The organism is Salibacter halophilus (genome assembly GCF_008806325.1).
GTDB classification, from domain to species: domain Bacteria; phylum Bacteroidota; class Bacteroidia; order Flavobacteriales_G; family Salibacteraceae; genus Salibacter; species Salibacter halophilus.
On sequence record NZ_WACR01000006.1, the window covers coordinates 179,877 to 199,909 of the forward strand.

At 41.0% G+C, this 20,033-nt stretch carries 21 protein-coding genes; 6 read left to right on the top strand and 15 right to left on the bottom strand.

What is annotated here, in order from left to right:
* Positions 1-11: 11 nt before the first annotated feature.
* The 11 genes from F3059_RS08280 to F3059_RS08330 form a co-directional block, all read right to left on the bottom strand.
* Positions 12-479 (bottom strand): toxin-antitoxin system YwqK family antitoxin, encoded by a 468-nt coding sequence (locus tag F3059_RS08280; protein WP_151168119.1) that lies wholly within the window; start codon positions 477-479, stop codon positions 12-14.
* Between the two features lie 165 nt (positions 480-644).
* Positions 645-1,409: a UDP-2,3-diacylglucosamine diphosphatase gene (locus F3059_RS08285; RefSeq protein WP_189683216.1), complete on the bottom strand. Its 765-nt coding sequence runs from the start codon at positions 1,407-1,409 to the stop codon at positions 645-647.
* Complete coding sequence (locus F3059_RS08290; protein ID WP_151168122.1) at positions 1,409-1,858, bottom strand: 6-pyruvoyl trahydropterin synthase family protein; 450 nt, start codon at positions 1,856-1,858, stop codon at positions 1,409-1,411. Before F3059_RS08290 ends, F3059_RS08285 begins: the two co-directional genes overlap by 1 nt.
* On the bottom strand, positions 1,851-2,642 hold the full coding sequence (map, locus tag F3059_RS08295; protein ID WP_151168124.1) for a type I methionyl aminopeptidase: 792 nt from the start codon (positions 2,640-2,642) through the stop codon (positions 1,851-1,853). Before map ends, F3059_RS08290 begins: the two co-directional genes overlap by 8 nt.
* Positions 2,639-3,073 (bottom strand): BT0820 family HAD-type phosphatase, encoded by a 435-nt coding sequence (locus F3059_RS08300; RefSeq protein ID WP_151168126.1) that lies wholly within the window; start codon positions 3,071-3,073, stop codon positions 2,639-2,641. The genes map and F3059_RS08300 overlap by 4 nt, the downstream gene beginning before the upstream one ends.
* A gap of 73 nt (positions 3,074-3,146) precedes the next feature.
* A complete protein-coding gene (elbB, locus tag F3059_RS08305) occupies positions 3,147-3,833 on the bottom strand; it encodes an isoprenoid biosynthesis glyoxalase ElbB (RefSeq protein WP_151168128.1) in 687 nt (228 codons plus the stop codon).
* A gap of 4 nt (positions 3,834-3,837) precedes the next feature.
* Positions 3,838-4,533: a class I SAM-dependent methyltransferase gene (locus tag F3059_RS08310; protein WP_151168130.1), complete on the bottom strand. Its 696-nt coding sequence runs from the start codon at positions 4,531-4,533 to the stop codon at positions 3,838-3,840.
* Positions 4,530-5,264 carry a dipeptidase PepE gene (pepE, locus tag F3059_RS08315; RefSeq protein WP_223274578.1) on the bottom strand — a complete coding sequence of 245 codons (735 nt, stop codon included), beginning with the start codon at positions 5,262-5,264 and terminating at the stop codon, positions 4,530-4,532. Before pepE ends, F3059_RS08310 begins: the two co-directional genes overlap by 4 nt.
* Entirely contained in the window at positions 5,249-5,737 is a 489-nt protein-coding gene (locus F3059_RS08320; protein WP_151168132.1) for a DinB family protein, read from the bottom strand. Before F3059_RS08320 ends, pepE begins: the two co-directional genes overlap by 16 nt.
* A 36-nt stretch (positions 5,738-5,773) precedes the next feature.
* Positions 5,774-7,249, bottom strand: coding sequence for a cysteine--tRNA ligase (gene cysS / locus F3059_RS08325; protein WP_151168134.1), 1,476 nt, complete (start codon positions 7,247-7,249; stop codon positions 5,774-5,776).
* Positions 7,250-7,285: 36 nt separating this feature from the next.
* Positions 7,286-8,233 carry a hydrogen peroxide-inducible genes activator gene (locus F3059_RS08330; RefSeq protein WP_151168136.1) on the bottom strand — a complete coding sequence of 316 codons (948 nt, stop codon included), beginning with the start codon at positions 8,231-8,233 and terminating at the stop codon, positions 7,286-7,288.
* A 94-nt stretch (positions 8,234-8,327) separates the two neighbouring features.
* On the opposite strand from F3059_RS08330, the gene F3059_RS08335 reads away from it, so the two are divergent.
* Positions 8,328-8,795 (top strand): Dps family protein, encoded by a 468-nt coding sequence (locus F3059_RS08335; protein WP_151168138.1) that lies wholly within the window; start codon positions 8,328-8,330, stop codon positions 8,793-8,795.
* Between the two features lie 49 nt (positions 8,796-8,844).
* Here the strand turns inward: F3059_RS08335 and F3059_RS08340 are convergent, their stop codons facing one another.
* Positions 8,845-10,683 carry a M1 family aminopeptidase gene (locus F3059_RS08340; protein WP_151168140.1) on the bottom strand — a complete coding sequence of 613 codons (1,839 nt, stop codon included), beginning with the start codon at positions 10,681-10,683 and terminating at the stop codon, positions 8,845-8,847.
* Positions 10,684-10,746: 63 nt separating this feature from the next.
* Here F3059_RS08340 and F3059_RS13680 point away from each other — a divergent pair, with 63 nt between their 5' ends.
* A complete protein-coding gene (locus F3059_RS13680; RefSeq protein ID WP_170265132.1) occupies positions 10,747-10,908 on the top strand; it encodes a hypothetical protein in 162 nt (53 codons plus the stop codon).
* Here the strand turns inward: F3059_RS13680 and F3059_RS08345 are convergent.
* The gene (locus tag F3059_RS08345) at positions 10,905-11,648 is read right to left on the bottom strand and encodes a response regulator transcription factor (protein WP_151168142.1); all 744 of its coding nucleotides are present in this window, start codon (positions 11,646-11,648) and stop codon (positions 10,905-10,907) included. The two genes, F3059_RS13680 and F3059_RS08345, sit on opposite strands and share 4 nt — an antisense overlap.
* A gap of 51 nt (positions 11,649-11,699) precedes the next feature.
* Here F3059_RS08345 and F3059_RS08350 point away from each other — a divergent pair, with 51 nt between their 5' ends.
* Positions 11,700-14,150: a sensor histidine kinase gene (locus tag F3059_RS08350; RefSeq protein ID WP_151168144.1), complete on the top strand. Its 2,451-nt coding sequence runs from the start codon at positions 11,700-11,702 to the stop codon at positions 14,148-14,150.
* On the opposite strand, the gene F3059_RS08355 is transcribed toward F3059_RS08350, so the two are convergent.
* Positions 14,147-15,427 (bottom strand): aminotransferase class V-fold PLP-dependent enzyme, encoded by a 1,281-nt coding sequence (locus F3059_RS08355; RefSeq protein ID WP_151168146.1) that lies wholly within the window; start codon positions 15,425-15,427, stop codon positions 14,147-14,149. The two genes, F3059_RS08350 and F3059_RS08355, sit on opposite strands and share 4 nt — an antisense overlap.
* Positions 15,428-15,490: 63 nt before the next feature.
* Complete coding sequence (locus F3059_RS08360) at positions 15,491-16,339, bottom strand: DUF2911 domain-containing protein (RefSeq protein WP_151168148.1); 849 nt, start codon at positions 16,337-16,339, stop codon at positions 15,491-15,493.
* 203 nt (positions 16,340-16,542) lie between these two features.
* On the opposite strand from F3059_RS08360, the gene F3059_RS08365 reads away from it, so the two are divergent.
* From F3059_RS08365 to F3059_RS08375, 3 genes are all read left to right on the top strand, one after another.
* Complete coding sequence (locus tag F3059_RS08365; protein WP_151168150.1) at positions 16,543-16,908, top strand: response regulator; 366 nt, start codon at positions 16,543-16,545, stop codon at positions 16,906-16,908.
* Positions 16,909-16,970: 62 nt separating this feature from the next.
* Positions 16,971-18,515 carry an L-piperidine-6-carboxylate dehydrogenase gene (gene amaB / locus F3059_RS08370; RefSeq protein WP_151168152.1) on the top strand — a complete coding sequence of 515 codons (1,545 nt, stop codon included), beginning with the start codon at positions 16,971-16,973 and terminating at the stop codon, positions 18,513-18,515.
* A 47-nt stretch (positions 18,516-18,562) separates the two neighbouring features.
* Positions 18,563-19,978, top strand: coding sequence for a leucyl aminopeptidase family protein (locus tag F3059_RS08375; protein WP_151168154.1), 1,416 nt, complete (start codon positions 18,563-18,565; stop codon positions 19,976-19,978).
* Positions 19,979-20,033: the final 55 nt, after the last annotated feature.

The following is a 20,033-nucleotide window of genomic DNA, read 5'->3' on the forward strand; positions in this document are numbered from 1 at the left end:
CAGAATATAAATTATTCTGCTGCCGCCACCTGGCGCTTTTCGATAGCCCAGGTGTGACTTCCTTTAAGTTCGTTGTTGTCGTATTCGATTTCTAACAGCGTGCTGCCGTTATCTTTCCAAACGAACCAAATACCATCCTTTTTACCGTTGTTGTAATGTGCCATTTGAGTCACATCACCATTTTCGTTATAGCTAATCCACTTTCCGTGTAGTTCGCCATTTTTTAGCGTTCCTTTTTCAGTAATGTTACCATTATCATCATGATAAGTAACTACCATTAAATCGCCATCCTGGCTCAATTCAAAATCTTCAATATCGTTGCAAACATAAAATTGGTCAGAACCATTTTGAAGGTTGTTTTCGCCAACAAATTTAGCGCTTACAACATCACAATCCTTTTGATTGTTTGGCCCTTGAGCCATTGCTTGCAATCCTACTACAACTAATAATCCTACTAAAATTCCACCTATCTTTTTCATAATCTTCCTTATTTCTCTTCAAATATACGAATAAAATTTACATTGAGTTAACATTGGGGTAACATTAGAGATGAGAAAACAACAGGCTTGGACCGTAGAGCTCTATTATACAGGCGTTTGCACCGTGTTAAGATTTGGATAATATTACATTAACAAAGGAAGTTCTTACTTTTTAAAAGGACACTCCTCTAAAGTAAGCTCGGAACCATCAAAAATGGCATAAGTGAAATCTGAGATCCAATCACCGAGGTTGATGTATCGGCTGTTTTCACCAACGGTCAGATCCAGGGGCAGATGACGATGGCCAAACACAAAATAATCGTAGTGTTTTTCCTGCAGTTTTTCTTTTGCATAGATAGCGAGCCATTCGTTTTCCTCACCCAGATAGGTTTTGTCATTGTCTCCAGTTGCAGCTCTGCTACTCTTAGAAAAGTAGTTTGCCAGCCCTATTCCAAAGTTTGGATGTAACCTCGCAAAAAGCCACTGACATAGTTTATTCCTGAAAACTTTCTTGATGAATTTATAGCCGTGATCTCCCGGTCCCAGCCCATCACCGTGACCGATGTAGAACTGCTTACCGTTGTATTCTCTTTCAATAGGTTCGTGATGTAGTTCCATCCCTATTTCTTCAGGGAGGTAATCGAAAACCCACATGTCGTGGTTACCGGTGAAAAAGTGAATTTTTATTCCGCTGTCTGACAGTTCTGCGAGCTTGCCCAATAGCCTTACATGTCCGCGTGGCACAACCGTTTTGTACTCAAACCAAAAGTCGAAGAGGTCACCAACGAGATACAGGATCTGACAGTCATTTTTGATTTTATCGAGCCACTGAATGAAGTGAGTTTCCCGCTTTTTGCTTTCGGCAGGATTTGGTGCCCCAAAATGTTGGTCTGAGGCGAAATATATTTTCTTTCCGGGCTCTAAATTCATCAGTTGTCATTGGCAAACCACTCGGCAAAACTGGTTTTGGTTTCTCTTAAACGTGCGCTGTGGAGTGAAACGTTTTTTATGCCTTTTAATTGGCTCTGAATGATTTCAACGTATTCGAGGAGCATCATTTCACAAGTTGGTTGATAATCTGTGAGGATGAGGCGTTCGTTATCATCTTCAGTTATTTTATCCAAAAAGCGAGAGTTGTTGCGGAGCACAAGTGCGTGATCAAATCGTTTTACGATGTTGTCTTTGACAATGGATTTGAGATCAGAAAAATCGATAACCATTCCGTCTTTTGGATTTCCGGGATCATCGATTGGAGTGCCCAGGAAAGTTACTGATAGCTCATATGTGTGACCGTGAATGTTGTGGCATTTTCCATCGTGCCCATCGAGGGCGTGCGCCATTTCCCAGTCGAACTGTTTGGTAACTCTAAGCCTAGCCATGAACTTTTGCTTTTTTCTCTAATGCTTCCTCTACGTAATCGAAAGTAGAAAGGATATCCGGTTTTCCGTCTACGATGGCTACATCGTGCTCAAAGTGTGCTGATGGTTGTTTATCACGCGTGATGATCGTCCAACCGTCATCGAGTTGCTTGATTGCTTTTGTTCCCATGTTGATCATCGGCTCAATGGCAACTACGAGTCCTTCTTTGAGTTTTTTGCCACGACCGCGTTTTCCGTAATTCGGAACCTGTGGTTCTTCGTGCATTTCTTTCCCGATTCCGTGACCAACGAGTTCACGCACGACTCCGTAACCGTGTTTTTCAGCATGGTTCTGAATAGCAAACCCAATGTCACCGAGGCGGCTTCCTGCTCGGCACTCTTCAATTCCCAGGTAGAGGCACTCTTTGGTGACATCTAACAATTTTTGTGTTTCATCATCTACTTCACCAACAGCAAAAGTAAATGCGTGATCTCCGTAGTATCCGTTGAGAATTGCGCCACAATCTATTGAAACGATGTCGCCTTCTTTGAGAGGTGTATTGTCAGGAATGCCGTGAACAACCTGCTCATTTTTTGAAATGCAAAGTGAGTTTGGAAAGTCATAAAGACCTAAAAATCCCGGAACAGCATTTTGCGAACGGATGTAGTCTTCAGCTAAACGATCGAGCTCTAGCGGAGTAACACCCGGCTCAATTTTTTCAGCTACTTTTCCAAGTGTGCGCGATACAACTTGTGCTGCTTTGCGGAGCAGTTCAATTTCCTCTCTTGTTTTGTATATAATCATTTCTTCTTTCGCTTCTTAAAGAGAGACATAATCCCTCTTTTTTGATTTTGTTTTTGAAGCATTTCCAATTGCTGTCCATTACCTTCAATTTCCTGGAATATCTTTCCCCATCCCGGGAAACCACCAAAGTTGCGGTCATCGATGAAAACATCAGCGTGAATCTTGCGGCTCGACTGGCTCTGATCGAAAACTTCCTCTGGAAAACTCTTGTTTACCGTGTGAAATTCGATGCCGTTTTCTCTGCAAAACTCAACTGCTTCATCGAGTCGTTTACCGTGCCTGTAAGTCCATAAAATGAGCTTGTGATGCTTTTGCTGGAGCATCTTTAGCGTATCAAAAGCAAACATTTTAGGCTTACCGATGCGCGGATAATCATCGTCAACGATGGTTCCGTCAAAATCAACAGCTATTGTTAGTTGATTCTCAAACATGGCGGCAAAGGTAATGAAGTAAGGGAAAAGAAAGGTTTTGGTAGAGGGCGAAAGATCTTCCGCCCTCTTTTATCTAAAATAAGCGATACAGTTCTTCAACTGCATCCTGAACATTATCGTGCACCTCAGTGATGGAAGCATCCATCATGTAACAGGGGGCAGTAACAATTTTGTTTTCTTTATCGGTCAGAACCTCACGGATGGTTTTCATCTCAACCGCTGCACCGGTTTTTTCCATTCCCTGCGAAATGCCGGCAATGTCGTAAGGAGATTTTTCTTTGTCGGTTCCTACTGTAAGTTTAGCGTGAACATCGCTTCCTTCAAGTGCTTTTGCGATTGTTGTTGGCCCCATGCACAATCCAAGGATCGGTTTTTTGTTTTCCACAAAATGCAGAATTGCTTTTTTTACTTCGGGTAGGATTTCACCATCAGGACCGCTAAACGCCCATTTTGTGTGGTTTTTGGCTGTTCCAAAACCACCCGGAATAGCCAATGCATCGAGTTGTGAAAGGTCAGCTTTTGCAACATCTTCTATTTCACCTCTCGCAATACGAGCAGATTCGATGAGTACGTTGCGTTTCTCATCCATTTCGTCACCATTTGTGTGATTGATGACGTGATGTTGGTCAACATCAGGAGCCAGACAAACAGTTTCTGCTCCCTTTTGAGCCAATGCCAGTAAAGTAAAACTGGATTCGTGAATTTCGCTTCCGTCAAAAACGCCATTTCCAGATAGTAGTACACCTATTTTCTTTGCCATAATTTTATTTTTTTGCGTATCCGTATGCTATGTATTTCCAGCTTTTTGGGGTGATGGAATTTAATAATAATCCATCGATTTTCCCAAATGCATTTTTCATGCTTTCGTTGAGCCCAAAAGCACCTGCAAAACCACCTCTTTTGATTTTCACTTGAGAGAATGGCTCAAAGTATTCACCTAGATCACGATGATCGAGATAGCGCCAGGTATCGCCCCATTTGCGTAATTTTTCCCGAGCTGTTAAGTGTAATTTTGAACCCATTAGGTTTTCAGCAAAAAGTAAATATCCACCGGGTTTTAAGGCTTTGTGAATCTCTTTTAAAATCTTTTTGTGTGATTCTTTGTATTCTTTATTGTCGCGATCAATTCCGCCTAAAATGGACTTGAAAATTACGACATCAAACTCATTTTCATAATGAATATTGAGTGCATCAAGGCTCTCGTATTTTACCCGATCTGAGACATTTTCTTTTTCGTGAAAGGCTCTGGCTTGATCGAGAAAGTCTTTATTGATATCTGTGCAGAGAACATCAAATCCTTTTGAAGCTAAATATAACGATGGACCACCGCGTCTGCCTCCCAGCTCAAGCGCTTTTCCGGGATTGATGTTTTTAAGTGCTTCATCCCATAGCTCGAATGATTTAGACCAGGATTCAGTATCCCATTCAAAGACTTTCTTTTTTAGCTCCTTTTCTTTCATTGCACCAAAAAGTTGAGGTTTTCAGTGGATTCAATTTCATAAGGCTGTTTGCCTTTTTCAAAAATCCTTACAGAATGATCTCCAAAGATTTTGATATCGTTCCCTTTTACGATCAGAGCAGAACCTTCTCGCAAACCAACTACCGGTTGATCGTTGTAAGCGTGGAATTCTTTAATTCTCGTTTCACGTGTTTCACCCATGTGTTTGCTCCCGGGATCGGGATCGAGGTAGTGCGGATTAATATTGAACGGAACGAGTTGTAGGGCATCAAATGTTGGCGGATACATAATGGGCATGTCATTCGTTGTGCTGATTGTTGTTCCTGTAATGTTTGATCCGGCACTTGATCCCATATATGGTTTCCCTGACTCAACTGCGTTCTGAATGTGTTCAATAAAACCGAGTTTGTAGAGCTGTGTGAGGAGAACGAATGTGTTTCCGCCTCCCGTAAAAAGGCCGTCAGCCCAGTTTACAGCTTCTCGTGCAGATTCAAATGTGTGTGCACCGCGCACTTCAACACCAATTTTATCAAATGCATCTGATGCTATTTTGGTGTATTCATCGTGCGAAATGCCGCCCGGTCTTGCAAAAGGGATGAATGTTACTTTTTTGCAGTTTTTGAAGTGTTCAGCTACCTGATCCTGGATGTACTCCATGTAGCCGCTTCCGTGAACTTTTGAAGTTGATACGATAAGTAGATTTCTGTTCGTCATCATTACATTTTTTGCCATTCCCAAAGTCCGTACTTTAGGTCGTTTGATAATTTTATTCCTGATAATTTGAGTGTCAAAAGAATATTACCGCGATGGTGAGCTTCGTGGTGAATAAAATATCCAAGAAGAGGAATTAATCCGCGTTTCCACCCTTTTTTCAGTTGACCTTCATTGTGTGCAGCATCGCTGAATACTTTACACAAAAAATCGGTTGATTGTTCGTGCAGGTCAACCAGCAATTCTTTTGTTTTTTCATCACTGGCTTTTACAGTGGTCAGATCCTGAATGAGCGACTTATCGAGGTTTTCGAGCTTCCAGTAACGCACATTGTACATGTGTGCCAGTTGATGACCAATTTTACCGCCACCGCGCTTTGAGGTTGTGAGATCGAGCCACTCATCCTCTAGCTCATTGATGAGTTTGAGGTTTGTTTTGTGGTTGATCATCCACGTATCGAGGACCTGTTTTTCGAGAATTTTGTCGCCTGTCATGCGGTCTGTTTGGTTCTGACCGAAATTACAACAAGCTTACGAAACCTCCCAACTAGTTCCTTCTTTACTGTCTTTGAGCTGAACGTTCATCTCCGTTAGTCGGTCGCGAATAGCATCGGCAGTGTCGTAATCTTTAGCTTGTTTGGCGCGGGTTCTGAGGTCAATGATGAGCTCCATGAGTCCGTCAACCAAATCGCTTGAATCGTTGCTGTCGGTATCAATACGTTTTAGTCCGAGCACGGTGAAAAGCATGTCTCCAACGAAGGTTCTGAACTGATTGAGATCCTCTTCATTGAGTGTTGCATTTCCCTGATCGAGCGCATTGATATGCTTTACAGCTTCAAACAAATGGGCGATTAAAACGGGAGTGTTAAAATCATCATTGAGTGCACTTAGGCAGTTCTCTTTGAACTTTTCGAAGTTTAAATCAGACTTTGATTCCTTTCCCGGCTCAGTTTTTTCCAGAATTGAATAGGCTTTCATTAATCTGCTAAACCCTTTCTCTGCCGCCTGTAATGCTTCGTTAGAAAAGTCGAGCGTACTGCGGTAATGCGCCTGAAGCATAAAAAAGCGGACAGTCATTGGATGATATGGCTGCTCGAGTAATTTGTGATCTCCGTCAAAAAGCTCTTTTAACGTGATGAAATTGCCGAGCGATTTACCCATTTTCTTGCCCTCAATGGTGAGCATGTTGTTGTGCAACCAGTAATTGCAGGGCTCTTCACCGTAAGATCCGTTGTTTTGTGCGATTTCAGCTTCGTGGTGAGGGAATTGTAGATCCATTCCGCCACAGTGAATGTCGAAGTGATTTCCCAAATATTTTGTGCTCATTGCTGTACACTCGAGGTGCCAGCCCGGAAAGCCCTTTCCCCATGGAGAATCCCATTGCATGATATGCTCCGGCTTGGCTTTTTTCCATATTGCGAAATCTACGCTACTGTGCTTCTCGGCCTGACCTTCGAGTTCGCGAGATCCTTCGAGCATGTCTTCCAGTTTTTTACCGGATAGCTCTCCGTACTTGAAGTCTTTGGCGTATTTCTGTACATCGAAATATACTGAGCCATTTGATTCGTAAGCGTAACCGTTATCGAGTATTTTCTTGACTATATTAATCTGCTCGATTATGTGTCCGCTCGCTGATGGCTCAATAGATGGTGGGAGCGAATTGAGTTCGCGCATGCGGTCGTGATATTCGATCGTGTAGCGTTGAACGATTTCCATGGGCTCCAGTTTTTCAACGCGAGCCTTTTTTGCCACTTTGTCTTCGCCTTCATCAGCATCGCTTTCGAGGTGTCCAACATCTGTAATGTTGCGAACATAGCGAACTTTGTACCCGAGGTATTGTAAATAGCGAAAAACGATATCAAATGAAACGTTACTGCGAGCATGACCAAGGTGCGGATCTCCATAAACCGTGGGACCGCAAACATACATTCCGATGTGTTCAGGGTTTATCGGTTTAAAAGTTTCCTTTTCCCGGCTGCGCGAGTTGAACATTTGAAGTTGTGACATAAATCGAAAAATTTTGGCTCAAAGATAAACCGCATTTTACACTTTAATGTTCGTGTCAATGATGAATCCTTCAGGTTTTTGCGTCATATTGCGCGGTAACTTTTCCAGAATCGTGTTTTTGAGCGAGTCAATCAGTCGTTTTTTGAGAAATTGACGACTCACAACCAGACTGATTTCTCTGTAAGGATTGACATCGGGAATTTTCTTGAGCATATCCATTTTTCGTTTTGGAATATTGTCTGCTGCCAATTCCGGAATGAGCGTCATGCCGTTTTTGATTTCGACAATTCGTTTTAGAGACTCTATCGAATGACTCTCGTAGCGAAAATGGTTTTTGAACTCCTGTTCTTCGCGGTCGCTGCAAATATTAATGACCTGATTCCTGAAACAGTTTCCTTCTTTCAAAAGCCATAATTCATCAACACGCAAGTCGTTTCTCGATAGTTCATCCTTGTAATAAGCGGGATGACTTGGCGATACATAAGCGTAGAATTTTTCGTAATAAAGTGGAATGAAAATAACGCCTTTCGTATCTACCGGAGTTGCAATAATTCCGGCATCCAAATCACCATTTTTGATTTTTGATATTGTCTCTTCAGTAATTTCTTCGCGAACATTGATGTTGACTTTTGGATGCTTGCTATTGAAATCGTTAATGAAATGCGGAATTAGATAAGGTGAAATTGTGGGGATTATGCCCAGTGTCAAGTTTCCTTTTATATCAGTGTTGAATTCTGAAACGATATCGGGAATTTTTCTCGATTGCTGAACCACTTCTTTGGCCTGTTCAATAATTTGAGCGCCTACTTCAGTTGGGATAATGGGCTTTCGAGTTCTGTCAAACAACACTACATCGAGCTCTTTTTCCAGGTTTTTGACTTGCGTGGTCAGAGCCGGCTGTGTCACAAAGCTCCTGTTTGCAGCTTCAACGAAACTACCTGATTCAGCTATGGCGATTACATATTCTAGTTGTACTAATGTCATAATGCATAAGATAAAATAATGGTGCGATAAAACTATTCAATTTCTTTTATACTTCAAGGATGGTTACCTTTGAAGTGAAATAAAAAAAGAAATTATGAAGCAGTATATTAACTTAAATGGCGACCATTCTAAAACAATTGAAAAACTGAATGAGTTGCTTTCAACTTACCAGGTGTATTATCAAAACATAAGAGGATTTCACTGGAACATTAAAGGACAAAACTTCTTTGAGTTGCACGTGAAATTTGAAGAGTATTACACAACAGCAGCCGCAAATATTGATGAAGTTGCTGAGCGTATTTTAACAGTTGGCGGAGTGCCTCTTCACTCATTTAGCGATTACATAAATACATCAAGTATTGAGCCTATCAAAGATTTAAACGATGGTCAAAAAATGATGGAAATCGTTTGGAACATGCACAACGAGCTACTAGGGTTGATGCGCTCAACTGTTGAGGTTGCCGATGAGCAGGACGATGAAGGAACTCAGGACTTACTCGCCCCAATGATTTCAGATCTCGAAAAAACGAACTGGATGGTTGGAGCCTGGTTGAAAAAATAATTTTTTCGGTCAGAGCCGGAATTGAAAGGTTTTCGGTTCTGACCGAAACTTATTGAATGACGAGTCGCGTTTTATCGATGCCGTAATTCGATGTGGTTTTCACGATGTAAACGCCTGCCTGCCATGCTGTGGTGTTGATTGAGAAGTTGCGGAAATTGCTCAATTCGCCACTTTCAAATATTAATTTCCCCGTTAAATCGTAAACTTCTACTTCCTGAAGTCCGCCACGGGGATTTCCGATTTTTATATTCAAACTTTCATCAGCCGGATTGGGAAAAACAAATGTTTTAGAAACATCCTGTTTTTGAACGATTTCGTGATCGGCTAAAAGCACGATTTCAGGATCAAATTCAATTTTTTGAACAGCAAACGGAATGTCTATTTCAAATGACGACAGTCGGGATTCGGGCGTAATTTTTATGATGGAATCAGATTGTGAACCAATCAACTTTAATTCAACCTGAGCTTCAAAAAACTCAACAGATTCATGCGAAGTGAATTGTTCTAAATCTAAACTCAGCACACTTCCATTTTGCTCCCATTCAATAACGTAAAACGGATAGCCTTCTCCATAAACCCAGTCATTGAAAAATTCAGTTAGATCGCATGAGCAGGAGTTTTCAAAATGGCGTTTTAAATCAGATGTATTCGCATAAGAAAAAGCAAGTGCAGTATCATTGAGGTAGTTGTTGAGCGCATCGAAATAAGTTTTGTGACCAATTTTGTTGCGGAGCATATGCAAGACAAAAGAGCCTTTGTGGTAACTCAGGCGAGTGTCAAAAATGCGTGATGGATTGAGAGAGTCCTGAACAATGAGGCTGCCATCGGGCTTTCTTAAAATACTTTTTCGGGTTACATCTTTCCATTGCAACCACAGCTCGCCATCGTAAAAGCGTTCAAATAGGAGTCCCTGAAAAAAAGTAGCGATTCCTTCATTCAGCCAAATGTGCTTCCACGATGAACATGTTATGTAGTTGCCAAACCACTGGTGAGCTAACTCATGCACATAAAGAGGAAAGTCGAAGTTTCCCATAAACGAGTTTGTTGAGTGCTCCATTCCGCCACCTCGCAACATTTGGGTGTGGCCGTATTTTTCATTGAGGTAAGGATAGGGAACATTGAGTAGCGTATCAAACCAGTTGAACGATCTTAACCCGAAAGTAGCATCTTCCCTAAATTTTGAAAACTCATTTTCCAGTATATAGTTTTCAATTTTCAGCTTTCCATACGGAACATTGATTTGCTGTTCCTGTATTTGATACGGTCCAACAGCAAAAGCGATCAAATATGCTGGTATGGGGTATTTGTGTTTAAACGAGAAAACAGTTGTTGAATCGAGCTCTTTTTGGTTGATGAGCAGTCCGTTAGAAGAAGCTGTAAGTTCATTGGGAACTTCAATTTTAAATGAAACACTATCGGCCTTATCATCGAGTGGTTCGTGAGTGGGCCACCAGTTTTTAGCTACAAGTGGCTGGCTTAGTGTCCAGTAAAGAGGTTTATTGTTGTGCTCTGCAATGACGAAAGGATCCTGAAAGTTGGTAGTGGCTTTTGCGGTGTAGTAGATTGTGATTGAATCGGTATTGGTCAGATCCGGAGTTTCGCTGAGTTGTATAGCTAATGTGTCGTTGAGATGGCTGAAAGATTGGCTCTGACCGTGAAAAATTGCTGAGTCAATATTCAGCGTTTTGTTCGATGCCTGAAGAACGAAAGAATTAATGGAGCTATCAACTTTAAAGTGGTGAGTAACATTTCCCTTTAGAAGGCTATCCTGCACGCTGAGATCAAAACGCCAATACGTGTAATCGATTGTGGAAGAGGTTTGACTCAAAACTGAGGAGCAAACAACCACCAGAAAAAGTGAAGCAAGTGCTTTTTTAATACCTTCCATCGATAATAATTGATTGACGACTAAACGATTGTGTCGGTTTTTGCGTTATATAACTAAAACGCGATGATGAATAAGGAAGGTAAAATTAATGAAATTATCGCGCAGTTTTTGAAGCGGCCCAAGATTAAGCCAAAAGATATAAAAGCTGCTATTGAGAAGCAGCTTAATATCAAAATTGACACTGCGGCTTTGAAAAACCGCATTAAGTCATTGAAGCTTCATTAATTGCGTGGGATCAACTCATTAGGAGGAAATCCAAAATAGTTTTTGAACGAAAAGGAAAAGTAAGAAATGCTGTTGAAGCCTACAGAGTAGGCTACTTCAGAGATATTTCCACCTTTTTGTTCCAGTATTTGTTTTGCCTGTTCCAGTCTAAACTCGCGTAAAAGTTGGTTGAAGGTTTTATCAGTTATGTTCTTTACTCTGCGCTGAATCGTACTTTTACTCAATCCCATTTCAGAAACCACATCTTCAATAGCAAAATGTGAATTTTCAATGTTTTCGAGGAAAAAGTCTAAAAGGTTACGCATGAAAATGTCATCAGTTGATTCAACTGTTGTTTGACGAGATTCGAGAAGAGCACGGGCTTTAATCTGTTTCCTTCTTTCTATCAGGTTGTTTACTCTTGCAAGCAACTCTTTACTTTCAAATGGTTTAGTGATGTAGTCATCAGCTCCAATTTCAAGCCCTCTGATTTTGGAATCAGTCATGGTTTTTGCCGTCAGCAGGATGACAGGGATGTCTTGAAGAGCATAATCTTCACGCATTGTCTTTACTAAATCGTAACCATCCATTTCAGGCATCATAATATCTGAAATAATAAGGTCAGGATTTCTTTTCTTTGCCATGGCCAAACCTTGTTGACCGTTTTCGCTTGAAATGACATTGTAGCCTTTGAAGGAAAGAATCTCTTCCAGGTTTTCTCTTACTACAGAATCATCTTCAATGACTAAAATTGTTGACATAAGTAAAATTTTGTATTTTACAGAGTTTCAGGTTGTGACAAAGATAGTATTATGGCGGAAAAGACAGTTTCGCAAGTTTACGAAGAAGCATTAGGAGATGGGGGGTTCTTGCAATCTAATGTATTGCAAAAACTTTTACGATTCTCATCTAATGGTGTCAACTGGAAAACATTTGTTCAAAATGCTCTTCAGGCATCTGCAGATGTTCTCGAAGCAGACGTTTCTGGAGTATATACGTACACTTTTTATCGTTTTGGGGAAGTCAAAATAAAACCACTTTTAAACTATTTTAGACTTGAAGATCCGCCAACTCTTAAATGGAACGCAGAGCTGGCTCAGGATGCAAGTGTTGCAAACGAGGTAATTCAACAGTTTCAACGAAATAATCCTATTCACGGTCCTGTCAAAAACCTGAGAAGCGAAGAGTTAAAAAAACTGCTGAGCTCATTGGGTTACAAGTCAATCCTCTATGTTCCCATCTGGTCCAATGACAGGCTTTGGGGCTGTATGTGTTTTCACGACAAAACGATTGAACGAATTTGGCCTGGTAGAGATGTAGACTTTTTACAGTCTGTTGCCAGGCTTATTGGTCAAAGTGTAACATTAGATCAACTCAAAGATGAAGTAAAGCGCAAGGATAAGGTTCTCAACATGGCAATGGAAAAGAGCCTTGATGGGACCTGGGAGCTGGATTTATCGAATAACGTGCTCACCTTTTCTGACAGTTTTAAGAGGATGCTCAATTATGAGCCTGCTGAACTTCAGGAAAGTATTGGGGCCTTTGAGCGGTTGATCCATCCTGATGAACGAAAAGAAGTTCTCGAAAAATTAGATCCTTTTGAAGTTGCAGAGACCGGTTCAATTGAGCTGCAATACCGTTTGCGAAATAAGTTTGGTAAATACATTTGGGTTCTGACCAAAGCCAGTGTCCTTTTTGATAAAGCGGGAAAACCACAAACTTTCAGAGCCTCAAATATCGATATCACGTCTAAAATCCTTTATCTCGATAATCTCAAAAAGAAAGAACAGGAATACCGGAATTTGGTAAACACTGTTCATGAAGTGATCTTTAGAGTTGACGAAGACGGTGCGTTTACTTTTGTGAATCCGGCCTGGGAATTATTGACAGGATTTAGCGCAGAAAAAAGTCAGGGTCAAAAATTCATCAATTACGTTCATTCTGAGGATCGGTTTACGATTAAGGAATTGCTGTTTTCAAAGAGCGATAGAGATCGATCAGCTTATGAAAACATGGAAATTCGCTTCTTAACCACGAATGGGAATTACCGCTGGATGGAGGTTTTTACAACCATCACGTACCACCCCAATGGGAAATACAAAGGTGCGTTTGGCACGATGACCGATATTCATAAGCGGAAGGAAGCAGAGTTGGCTCAAAAGGAAACGGAGGAACGCTTCCGGTTTATGTCTGAGTCGATGAGTGACCTCGTGAGTTTACACTCTATAAACGGGGCTGTTTATTATGTGTCGCCATCGATTAATGATATTTTGAATCTCGAGACTTATGATGTGATTGGTCACAATTCTTCTGAGTTTTTGAATGCGCGTGATTTGATCAAAATCAAAAATGAAATCATTGAACCGCTCAAAAAAGGAGAAATTGAAAAAGGTGTAACTCAAATTGAGCTCAGACGCAAAGATGGTTCTGCAGTTTGGTGTGAAACGGTTATTCAGCCATTGGGGAATGGAGAAAAGATAGACTCAGTGATGGCTGTTACACGTGACATTACTGAGCGAAAAAAGGCCGAGGAAGAGATGCAAAACGCGCTCATAAAAGAAAAAGAACTCAATGAATTCAAATCGCGTTTCATTTCAATGGCTTCTCATGAATTTCGCACACCGCTAACTTCCATAAAATCCAGTGTTGATATGATGGAAATGTACGCTGATGAACTGGATGTCAATCGCAATAAACCGTTTATCAAGCATTGCGATAAAATTGGTGTGCAAATCAGCCGACTCACAAACCTGATGAATGATGTGTTGATTTTAGGTCGCACCGAGGCGAATAAAATGCCGTTTACTCCTGAGCCTATAGATCTGGTTGCCTTTATCATGCATTTTATTGAGCAAAACTACCTCAACCTTGAAGATGGAAGAACGGTAACGCTTTCAGTTGAAGGTTCAAGGCGTGATGTACGTCTTGATGAAAACCTGTTTAGTCATATTTTGGGAAATGCTATTTCCAATGCTTTCAAGTACTCAAAAGACAGACCAAACCCTGAAGTTAAAATCCATTACGATGATGACTTTTACAGCATCACGATAAAAGATCACGGGATCGGAATACCCAAAAAAGAGCAGGCAAATTTATTTGAATCGTTTTTCAGAGCCGAAAACACAACCGGAATTGAAGGAACAGGCCTCGGCCTTGTTATCATGAAGCAATTTGTTGAAATGCATCAGGGAACTATCAAAATTGAAAGTGCTAAAGGAAAGGGAACCTCAGTAATCATCACATTTCCTTATCAACCGAGTTAAGCTTTGGTCAAATCCGATAATCCCTGTAGCAACTTATCGAGATCTGACTGAACGGTATATACATTGGGTGTAATTCTCACTCCATCAAATCCGCGGTATTCAATCGCCACGCAATGAATTCGGTACTTACTGAGCAAGTGTCTTTCGATATCCCTTCCGGTTTTTCCTTCTATAGATACATGTGCCAGCGCTCCTGATAATTCTGGCTCTGAAGGTGTGTTAATTGTAACGCCCGGCATCTCTTGTGCCTGAGAAGCCCAGTAATTTTTGAGGAAATAAAGTCTCTCGGCTTTTCGGTCAGATCCTATCATGTTGTGGAAGTCGATAGCTGAACCGATGGCTATTTCAGCCGGAATTGAGCGTGTTCCGAGATTCTCGAATTTTCTAATGTCGTTTCGTTTGGGGTCATGATCAGGAGTGAGCGGCCAGGTTTTCGTAATTCTTTTTTCATTCATGTACAACATACCAGTGCCAAACGGAGCGCAAAGCCATTTGTGCAAGGAAGTGCCAAAATAATCACAGTTGAAATCAGCAACTGAAAAGTTGAGGTGGGCAAAAGTGTGAGCGCCATCCACGATGGTGATAATGCCTCTTTTATTCGCTTCTTCACACAACTCTTTAACCGGAACTACCTGTCCGATCCAGTTGATCAAATGCGTAATGTGCAACACCTTCGTTTTTGAACTTACTAGGTCGAGATATTGCTCAATTATTTTTTGTTTATTGCTCTCAGGAAGTTTTAAGTCAACCCATTTGAGTTTAATGCCATCTCGCATTTCGCGTTGTTTCCAGGCGCTCATCATATTGGGGTAATCGAAGTGTGATAAAACGACTTCATCTCCTTTTTCCAAATCTAAACCAAAAATAACTGTGTCAAGGGCTTCTGTTGTGTTGCGGTTTATGGCAATTGTCTCAGGGCTTGTTCCTGCCAAATCAGCCAGTCCGGTTCTGACTGCCTCTCTGTCTTTATCCAAAACCCGCCACATGTAATAAGAAGGAGTTTCGTTACTAAATGAAGTGTATTTCTTAACTGCTTCCTGAACGACATCTGGTTGCGGGCTCACGCCACCGTTATTTAAATTTATAAGGTTGGGCGATACGGTATAAGCTAGCTGAATCTGTTTCCAGAAAACATCCTCTTTTTCCGGGTTTGGAGACTTTTTTATTTGATCAATTGCTGAACTCAAAGTTTCGGCTCTGCTGGCTATAGCACTTGCTGAGAGGAGTAATCCACCCGATGCGGTTAGGTTCTGAATGAATTTTCTACGAGATGTCATTCGCTAAAAATAAAAAAAGCCGGATAAATACCCGGCTTTTGAATCGTTACTTGAAAAGAGTGATTACATCTTGCTCTTCCACTTTTTAATATTCTCTTTATTGATTTTGATATATGGCTCATATTCAGCTTCCTCAGCTAATTTCATGGATTTTTCAGCAGTTTTAATAGCGTCTTTATAATTACCTGCAGCTGCGTAAGCCTCTGAAAGCGTTCTCATGTTCCAAAACTTTGGATTCATCTCAACAGACTTTTTAGCATATTCTACAGCCTTATCAATATCCATGTTATTTGCAATGTAGAAATCTGCTGCGTTATCGTAAAGTCTGTATTTGTTTTCATACTTTTTAAACTCAGCTTCGATGTTTTGCATCGCCAATTTCTTGTAATCAACTGTTACAGGAATAGAAATACCGGTCTCAGCCCAGCGAAGAATTAAATTAGCACTGCCGTCTTTTAACTCATCAAAGTAGAACATCATGTTTTCCATGTGTGGCATATCCATTGATTCAACTTCAATGCGTGCAACATCATTTTCTTCACTGTAATCTCCAGCTCCCCATGATTCAGTTGTTGTGTTTAAAATGACAGTCCATTCATCTTTTGACGGAATAGTGAAAATGGCGTAACTGCCCGCTTCAACCTTTTCTCCACCAAAAGTAACTGGTGTGTCAAATGTGATTTTTGTCGCTTTGTTGGCACCCGTTCTCCATACTTTACCGAATGGGACGAGACCGCCAAAAATATCTCTTTCCTTAACTCCGGGTCTTGAATACTCAATTGAAATATTGGTCAGACCCACAGTTTGAGAAACCTCTGCATGAGGACTCGGTTTTGGAAGGTCCTGCGCTTTTACTGAAAATGTTGCCAGTGCAAATAGCAAAACTGCTGATAGTGAATAAAGTGTTTTCATGATTTTATTTATTTGATTGGATCATCAAAACAACGAAAAAATAAATTGGTTTAATTGATTTAAAGAGGAATTTAACAACGAATGTCATTACACCTTTTTGATTCTTGTTGGAAAATGATATAATCAAACGATTACTATCGCGTAATAAAAATAATTTTACCTTTACCACACGTAGGGGATATATCAACTTTATTATTGCAGGAATGAAGCGTGTATTAGTTGTTGAAGACGATAAAATCAATGCTTTTATCATAAAAAAGTTTCTCAGTGCTGACTATGATATCATTATTATGCAGGAAAGTAATGATGTTTTGAATTCGGCTGAGAAAGGAGAAAGCTATGATGCGGTCTTGATGGATATTAATCTCGGTGAAGATGATATCGATGGAACAGAGTTGCTACATAAGATTAAGGAATTTGATCAATTTGCAAATACACCTGTAATTGCGACTACTGCCTATGCCATGTCTGGAGATAGAAAGCGGTTTATTGATGAGGGCTTTACAGATTATTTGGCAAAACCAATAAGCAAGCCCGAGTTGACAAACATGCTCGAATCTGTCACATAATTCTACACCAAACATCTTTTATACCTTTGAACTCAAATTCGAAAACAAAAAAACAGAGTTCAATGGCAGATAATTTTGGAATTCAAGAAGCCTTAAAAACCCTCGGTGTTGACGAGGTGAATGATGGAACATTTTCTGGAAAAGAACACTGGGCAAGTGGCGACCCTATCACTTCAGTTTCTCCTGTAAATGCAGAAGAAATTGCAAGTGTAAAGACCACTACTCGTGAAGACTACGAAAAAGCAATAGGTCAGGCACAAGAAGCCTTTCAATACTGGAGATCACTTCCTGCTCCGCAGCGTGGTGAAATAGTACGTCAATTCGGTAATAAACTACGTGAATACAAAGCACCACTCGGTAAGCTCGTTTCTTATGAAATGGGTAAATCTTACCAGGAAGGTCTTGGTGAAGTGCAGGAAATGATCGATATCTGTGATTTTGCAGTCGGTCTTTCTCGCCAGCTTTACGGACTTACAATTAAGTCTGAACGCCCGATGCACGCAATGCAAGAGCAATGGCACCCGCTCGGAATAGTTGGAATTATTTCAGCGTTCAATTTCCCGGTTGCCGTTTGGGCATGGAATACTGCAGTAGCGCTCGTTTGTGGTGACGTTACAGTTTGGAAACCATCTGAAAAGACACCTCTTACAGGAATCGCTTCTCAAAACATTTTAGCTGATGTTCTCCGCGACAATGATATGCCTGAAGGCATTTCAACTCTTGTTACAGGAGATTACACAGTTGGGGAAATGATGACTAAAGATAATCGTGTTCCACTTGTAAGTGCTACAGGATCTATCAGAATGGGTAAAATCGTTGGACAAACTGTTGCATCACGACTCGGAAAAACGATCCTCGAGCTTGGCGGTAACAACGCAATCATCGTTACCCCTGAAGCGGATCTGAACATGACACTCATGGGAGCTGTGTTTGGAGCTGTTGGAACTGCAGGTCAGCGTTGTACTTCAACTCGCAGACTCATCGTTCACGAAGATATTTACGATAAAGTAAAAGAATCTCTCGTAAGTGCTTACAAGCAAATCAAAATCGGAAATCCACTTGATGAAAATAATCACGTAGGTCCGGTTATCGATAAAGATGCAGTCAACAACTACCTTAAAGCTCTTGACAAGGCAAAAGAAGAAGGTGGAAACATCATTGTTGAAGGTGGCGTTCTCGAAGGAGAAGGTTTTGAAAGCGGTTGCTATGTAAAACCGGCAATTGTTGAAGCTGAAAACCACTTTGAAATTGTACAGGAAGAAACTTTTGCTCCTATCCTTTACCTGATCAAGTACAAAGGTAACGTTGATGATGCACTCGCACTTCAAAACGGAGTGAAACAAGGTCTTTCATCGGCAATTATGTCTAACAACATGCGCGAAACACAAAGATTCCTTTCTGAAGCGGGATCTGACTGTGGTATTGCGAATGTCAATATCGGTACTTCTGGTGCTGAGATTGGCGGAGCCTTTGGCGGTGAAAAAGAAACCGGTGGAGGTCGCGAAAGTGGATCTGATGCCTGGAAAGCTTACATGCGAAGACAAACAAATACCATTAATTACGGTTCAGAATTACCGTTAGCACAAGGTATTAAATTCGATATTTAAAATCACAAAAGCGCTCCTCAAAGGGGCGCTTTTTTAATGAAATAATTATGATAGAATTAAAGAACGAAGCAATAGGTGGAGGGCTTATTCTCATCGGTCACAGAAACGTGGAAATCCACCATGCCGATGATGAAGCCGCTTCATATTTTAAGCGAAGAATGGATGCGGATGAGCAGGGAATAGCGAATGTTCCTCACGGTGATGAATTCACATCTTTTTCATGGTACACGAATGAAGGAAGTCAATCTGTATTGCTAGAAAAGGCGAGAAAAGCAGGTGCTAAACTTCATCAGGCTGTGAATAGCGACAAGATTTCTCAAATAACGGTCAGATCCCTTGGTGATATTACCAAAGAAGAGGTTCTCGCCTTTGTTGAAGGAATCATTTTGCAGAGCTATTCTTTTGAAAAATACAAAAAGAACAAGGTCGAATCTTCACTCAAAGAAATAGGCGTTGTTGTCGATAATGTAGATCAGCAACTGCTCGATGAAGTTCGCAACACAGCAGAGGCCGTTTTCCTCGCTCGTGATCTGGTAAATGAACCGGTTATTACGCTAAACGCTCAGGAATTTTCACAACGCATAATCAGAGCCGGAGAGGACTCAGGGTTTGCGGCTGAGGTTCTGACCGAAGCAGTGATAAAAGAGCTCGATATGGGTGGACTACTAGGTGTTAACCGGGGAAGTATAGATCCGCCAACTTTCAATGTCATGGAATGGAAGCCTGAAAATGCGAAAAATGAACAACCGATTGTTCTGGTTGGAAAAGGAGTTGTTTACGACACGGGCGGAAATAACCTAAAAGGCGGCAAAAACATGTCTTCAATGAAAAGTGATATGGGTGGCGGTGCTGCCGTAACAGGTGCAATGTATGCGATTGCGAAAAATAAACTGCCTGTTCACGTAGTTGGACTAGTACCTGCTACTGATAACAGAATCGATAAAAATGCACTTGTCCCTGATGATGTTATTACGATTAGTGACGGGACTACAGTTGAGATCCAAAACACTGATGCTGAGGGACGTTTAATTCTTTCAGACGCGTTAGTTTACGCGAAAAAATACGATCCTCAACTGGTAGTCGATTTTGCTACATTGACTGGCGCTGCTGCGGCAATTACTGGTCCGTTTGGTGTAGCAATGGTGGGAACTGCAGATGACGACATTAAAAAGACACTCAACAAAAGTGGTGAACAGGTTTACGAACGCATTGCAGAATTACCTTTCTGGGATGAATACGGTGATTTACTCAAATCTGACATCGCAGATATGAAAAATGTTGGTGGTCCCATTGGCGGAGCGGTAACAGCAGGGAAATTCCTTCATCATTTTACTGACTATCCGTGGATTCACCTCGATATTGCAGGTCCGGCATTCCTTGATTCACCTGACGAGTACAAACCTGTTGGAGGTACTGGCGTAGGTGTAAGGCTTATGTATGATTTTGTGAAATCATTAGCTTGATTTTATTAAAGGCACAGCAAATCTTTGCTGTGCCTTTTTTCAAAACATTGATAAA

Coding starts and splice junctions, on each gene's coding strand:
- amaB (WP_151168152.1), top strand. CDS start 16,971: ATGGCAGATAATTTTGGAATTCAAGAAGCCTTAAAAACCCTCGGTGTT.
- elbB (WP_151168128.1), bottom strand. CDS start 3,833: ATGGCAAAGAAAATAGGTGTACTACTATCTGGAAATGGCGTTTTTGAC.
- pepE (WP_223274578.1), bottom strand. CDS start 5,264: ATGGCAAAAAATGTAATGATGACGAACAGAAATCTACTTATCGTATCA.
- F3059_RS08310 (WP_151168130.1), bottom strand. CDS start 4,533: ATGAAAGAAAAGGAGCTAAAAAAGAAAGTCTTTGAATGGGATACTGAA.
- F3059_RS08345 (WP_151168142.1), bottom strand. CDS start 11,648: ATGTCAACAATTTTAGTCATTGAAGATGATTCTGTAGTAAGAGAAAAC.
- cysS (WP_151168134.1), bottom strand. CDS start 7,249: ATGTCACAACTTCAAATGTTCAACTCGCGCAGCCGGGAAAAGGAAACT.
- F3059_RS08335 (WP_151168138.1), top strand. CDS start 8,328: ATGAAGCAGTATATTAACTTAAATGGCGACCATTCTAAAACAATTGAA.
- F3059_RS08375 (WP_151168154.1), top strand. CDS start 18,563: ATGATAGAATTAAAGAACGAAGCAATAGGTGGAGGGCTTATTCTCATC.
- F3059_RS08360 (WP_151168148.1), bottom strand. CDS start 16,339: ATGAAAACACTTTATTCACTATCAGCAGTTTTGCTATTTGCACTGGCA.
- F3059_RS08340 (WP_151168140.1), bottom strand. CDS start 10,683: ATGGAAGGTATTAAAAAAGCACTTGCTTCACTTTTTCTGGTGGTTGTT.
- F3059_RS08300 (WP_151168126.1), bottom strand. CDS start 3,073: ATGTTTGAGAATCAACTAACAATAGCTGTTGATTTTGACGGAACCATC.
- F3059_RS08280 (WP_151168119.1), bottom strand. CDS start 479: ATGAAAAAGATAGGTGGAATTTTAGTAGGATTATTAGTTGTAGTAGGA.
- F3059_RS08320 (WP_151168132.1), bottom strand. CDS start 5,737: ATGACAGGCGACAAAATTCTCGAAAAACAGGTCCTCGATACGTGGATG.
- F3059_RS08290 (WP_151168122.1), bottom strand. CDS start 1,858: ATGGCTAGGCTTAGAGTTACCAAACAGTTCGACTGGGAAATGGCGCAC.
- F3059_RS08285 (WP_189683216.1), bottom strand. CDS start 1,409: ATGAATTTAGAGCCCGGAAAGAAAATATATTTCGCCTCAGACCAACAT.
- map (WP_151168124.1), bottom strand. CDS start 2,642: ATGATTATATACAAAACAAGAGAGGAAATTGAACTGCTCCGCAAAGCA.
- F3059_RS08355 (WP_151168146.1), bottom strand. CDS start 15,427: ATGACATCTCGTAGAAAATTCATTCAGAACCTAACCGCATCGGGTGGA.
- F3059_RS13680 (WP_170265132.1), top strand. CDS start 10,747: ATGATGAATAAGGAAGGTAAAATTAATGAAATTATCGCGCAGTTTTTG.
- F3059_RS08350 (WP_151168144.1), top strand. CDS start 11,700: ATGGCGGAAAAGACAGTTTCGCAAGTTTACGAAGAAGCATTAGGAGAT.
- F3059_RS08330 (WP_151168136.1), bottom strand. CDS start 8,233: ATGACATTAGTACAACTAGAATATGTAATCGCCATAGCTGAATCAGGT.
- F3059_RS08365 (WP_151168150.1), top strand. CDS start 16,543: ATGAAGCGTGTATTAGTTGTTGAAGACGATAAAATCAATGCTTTTATC.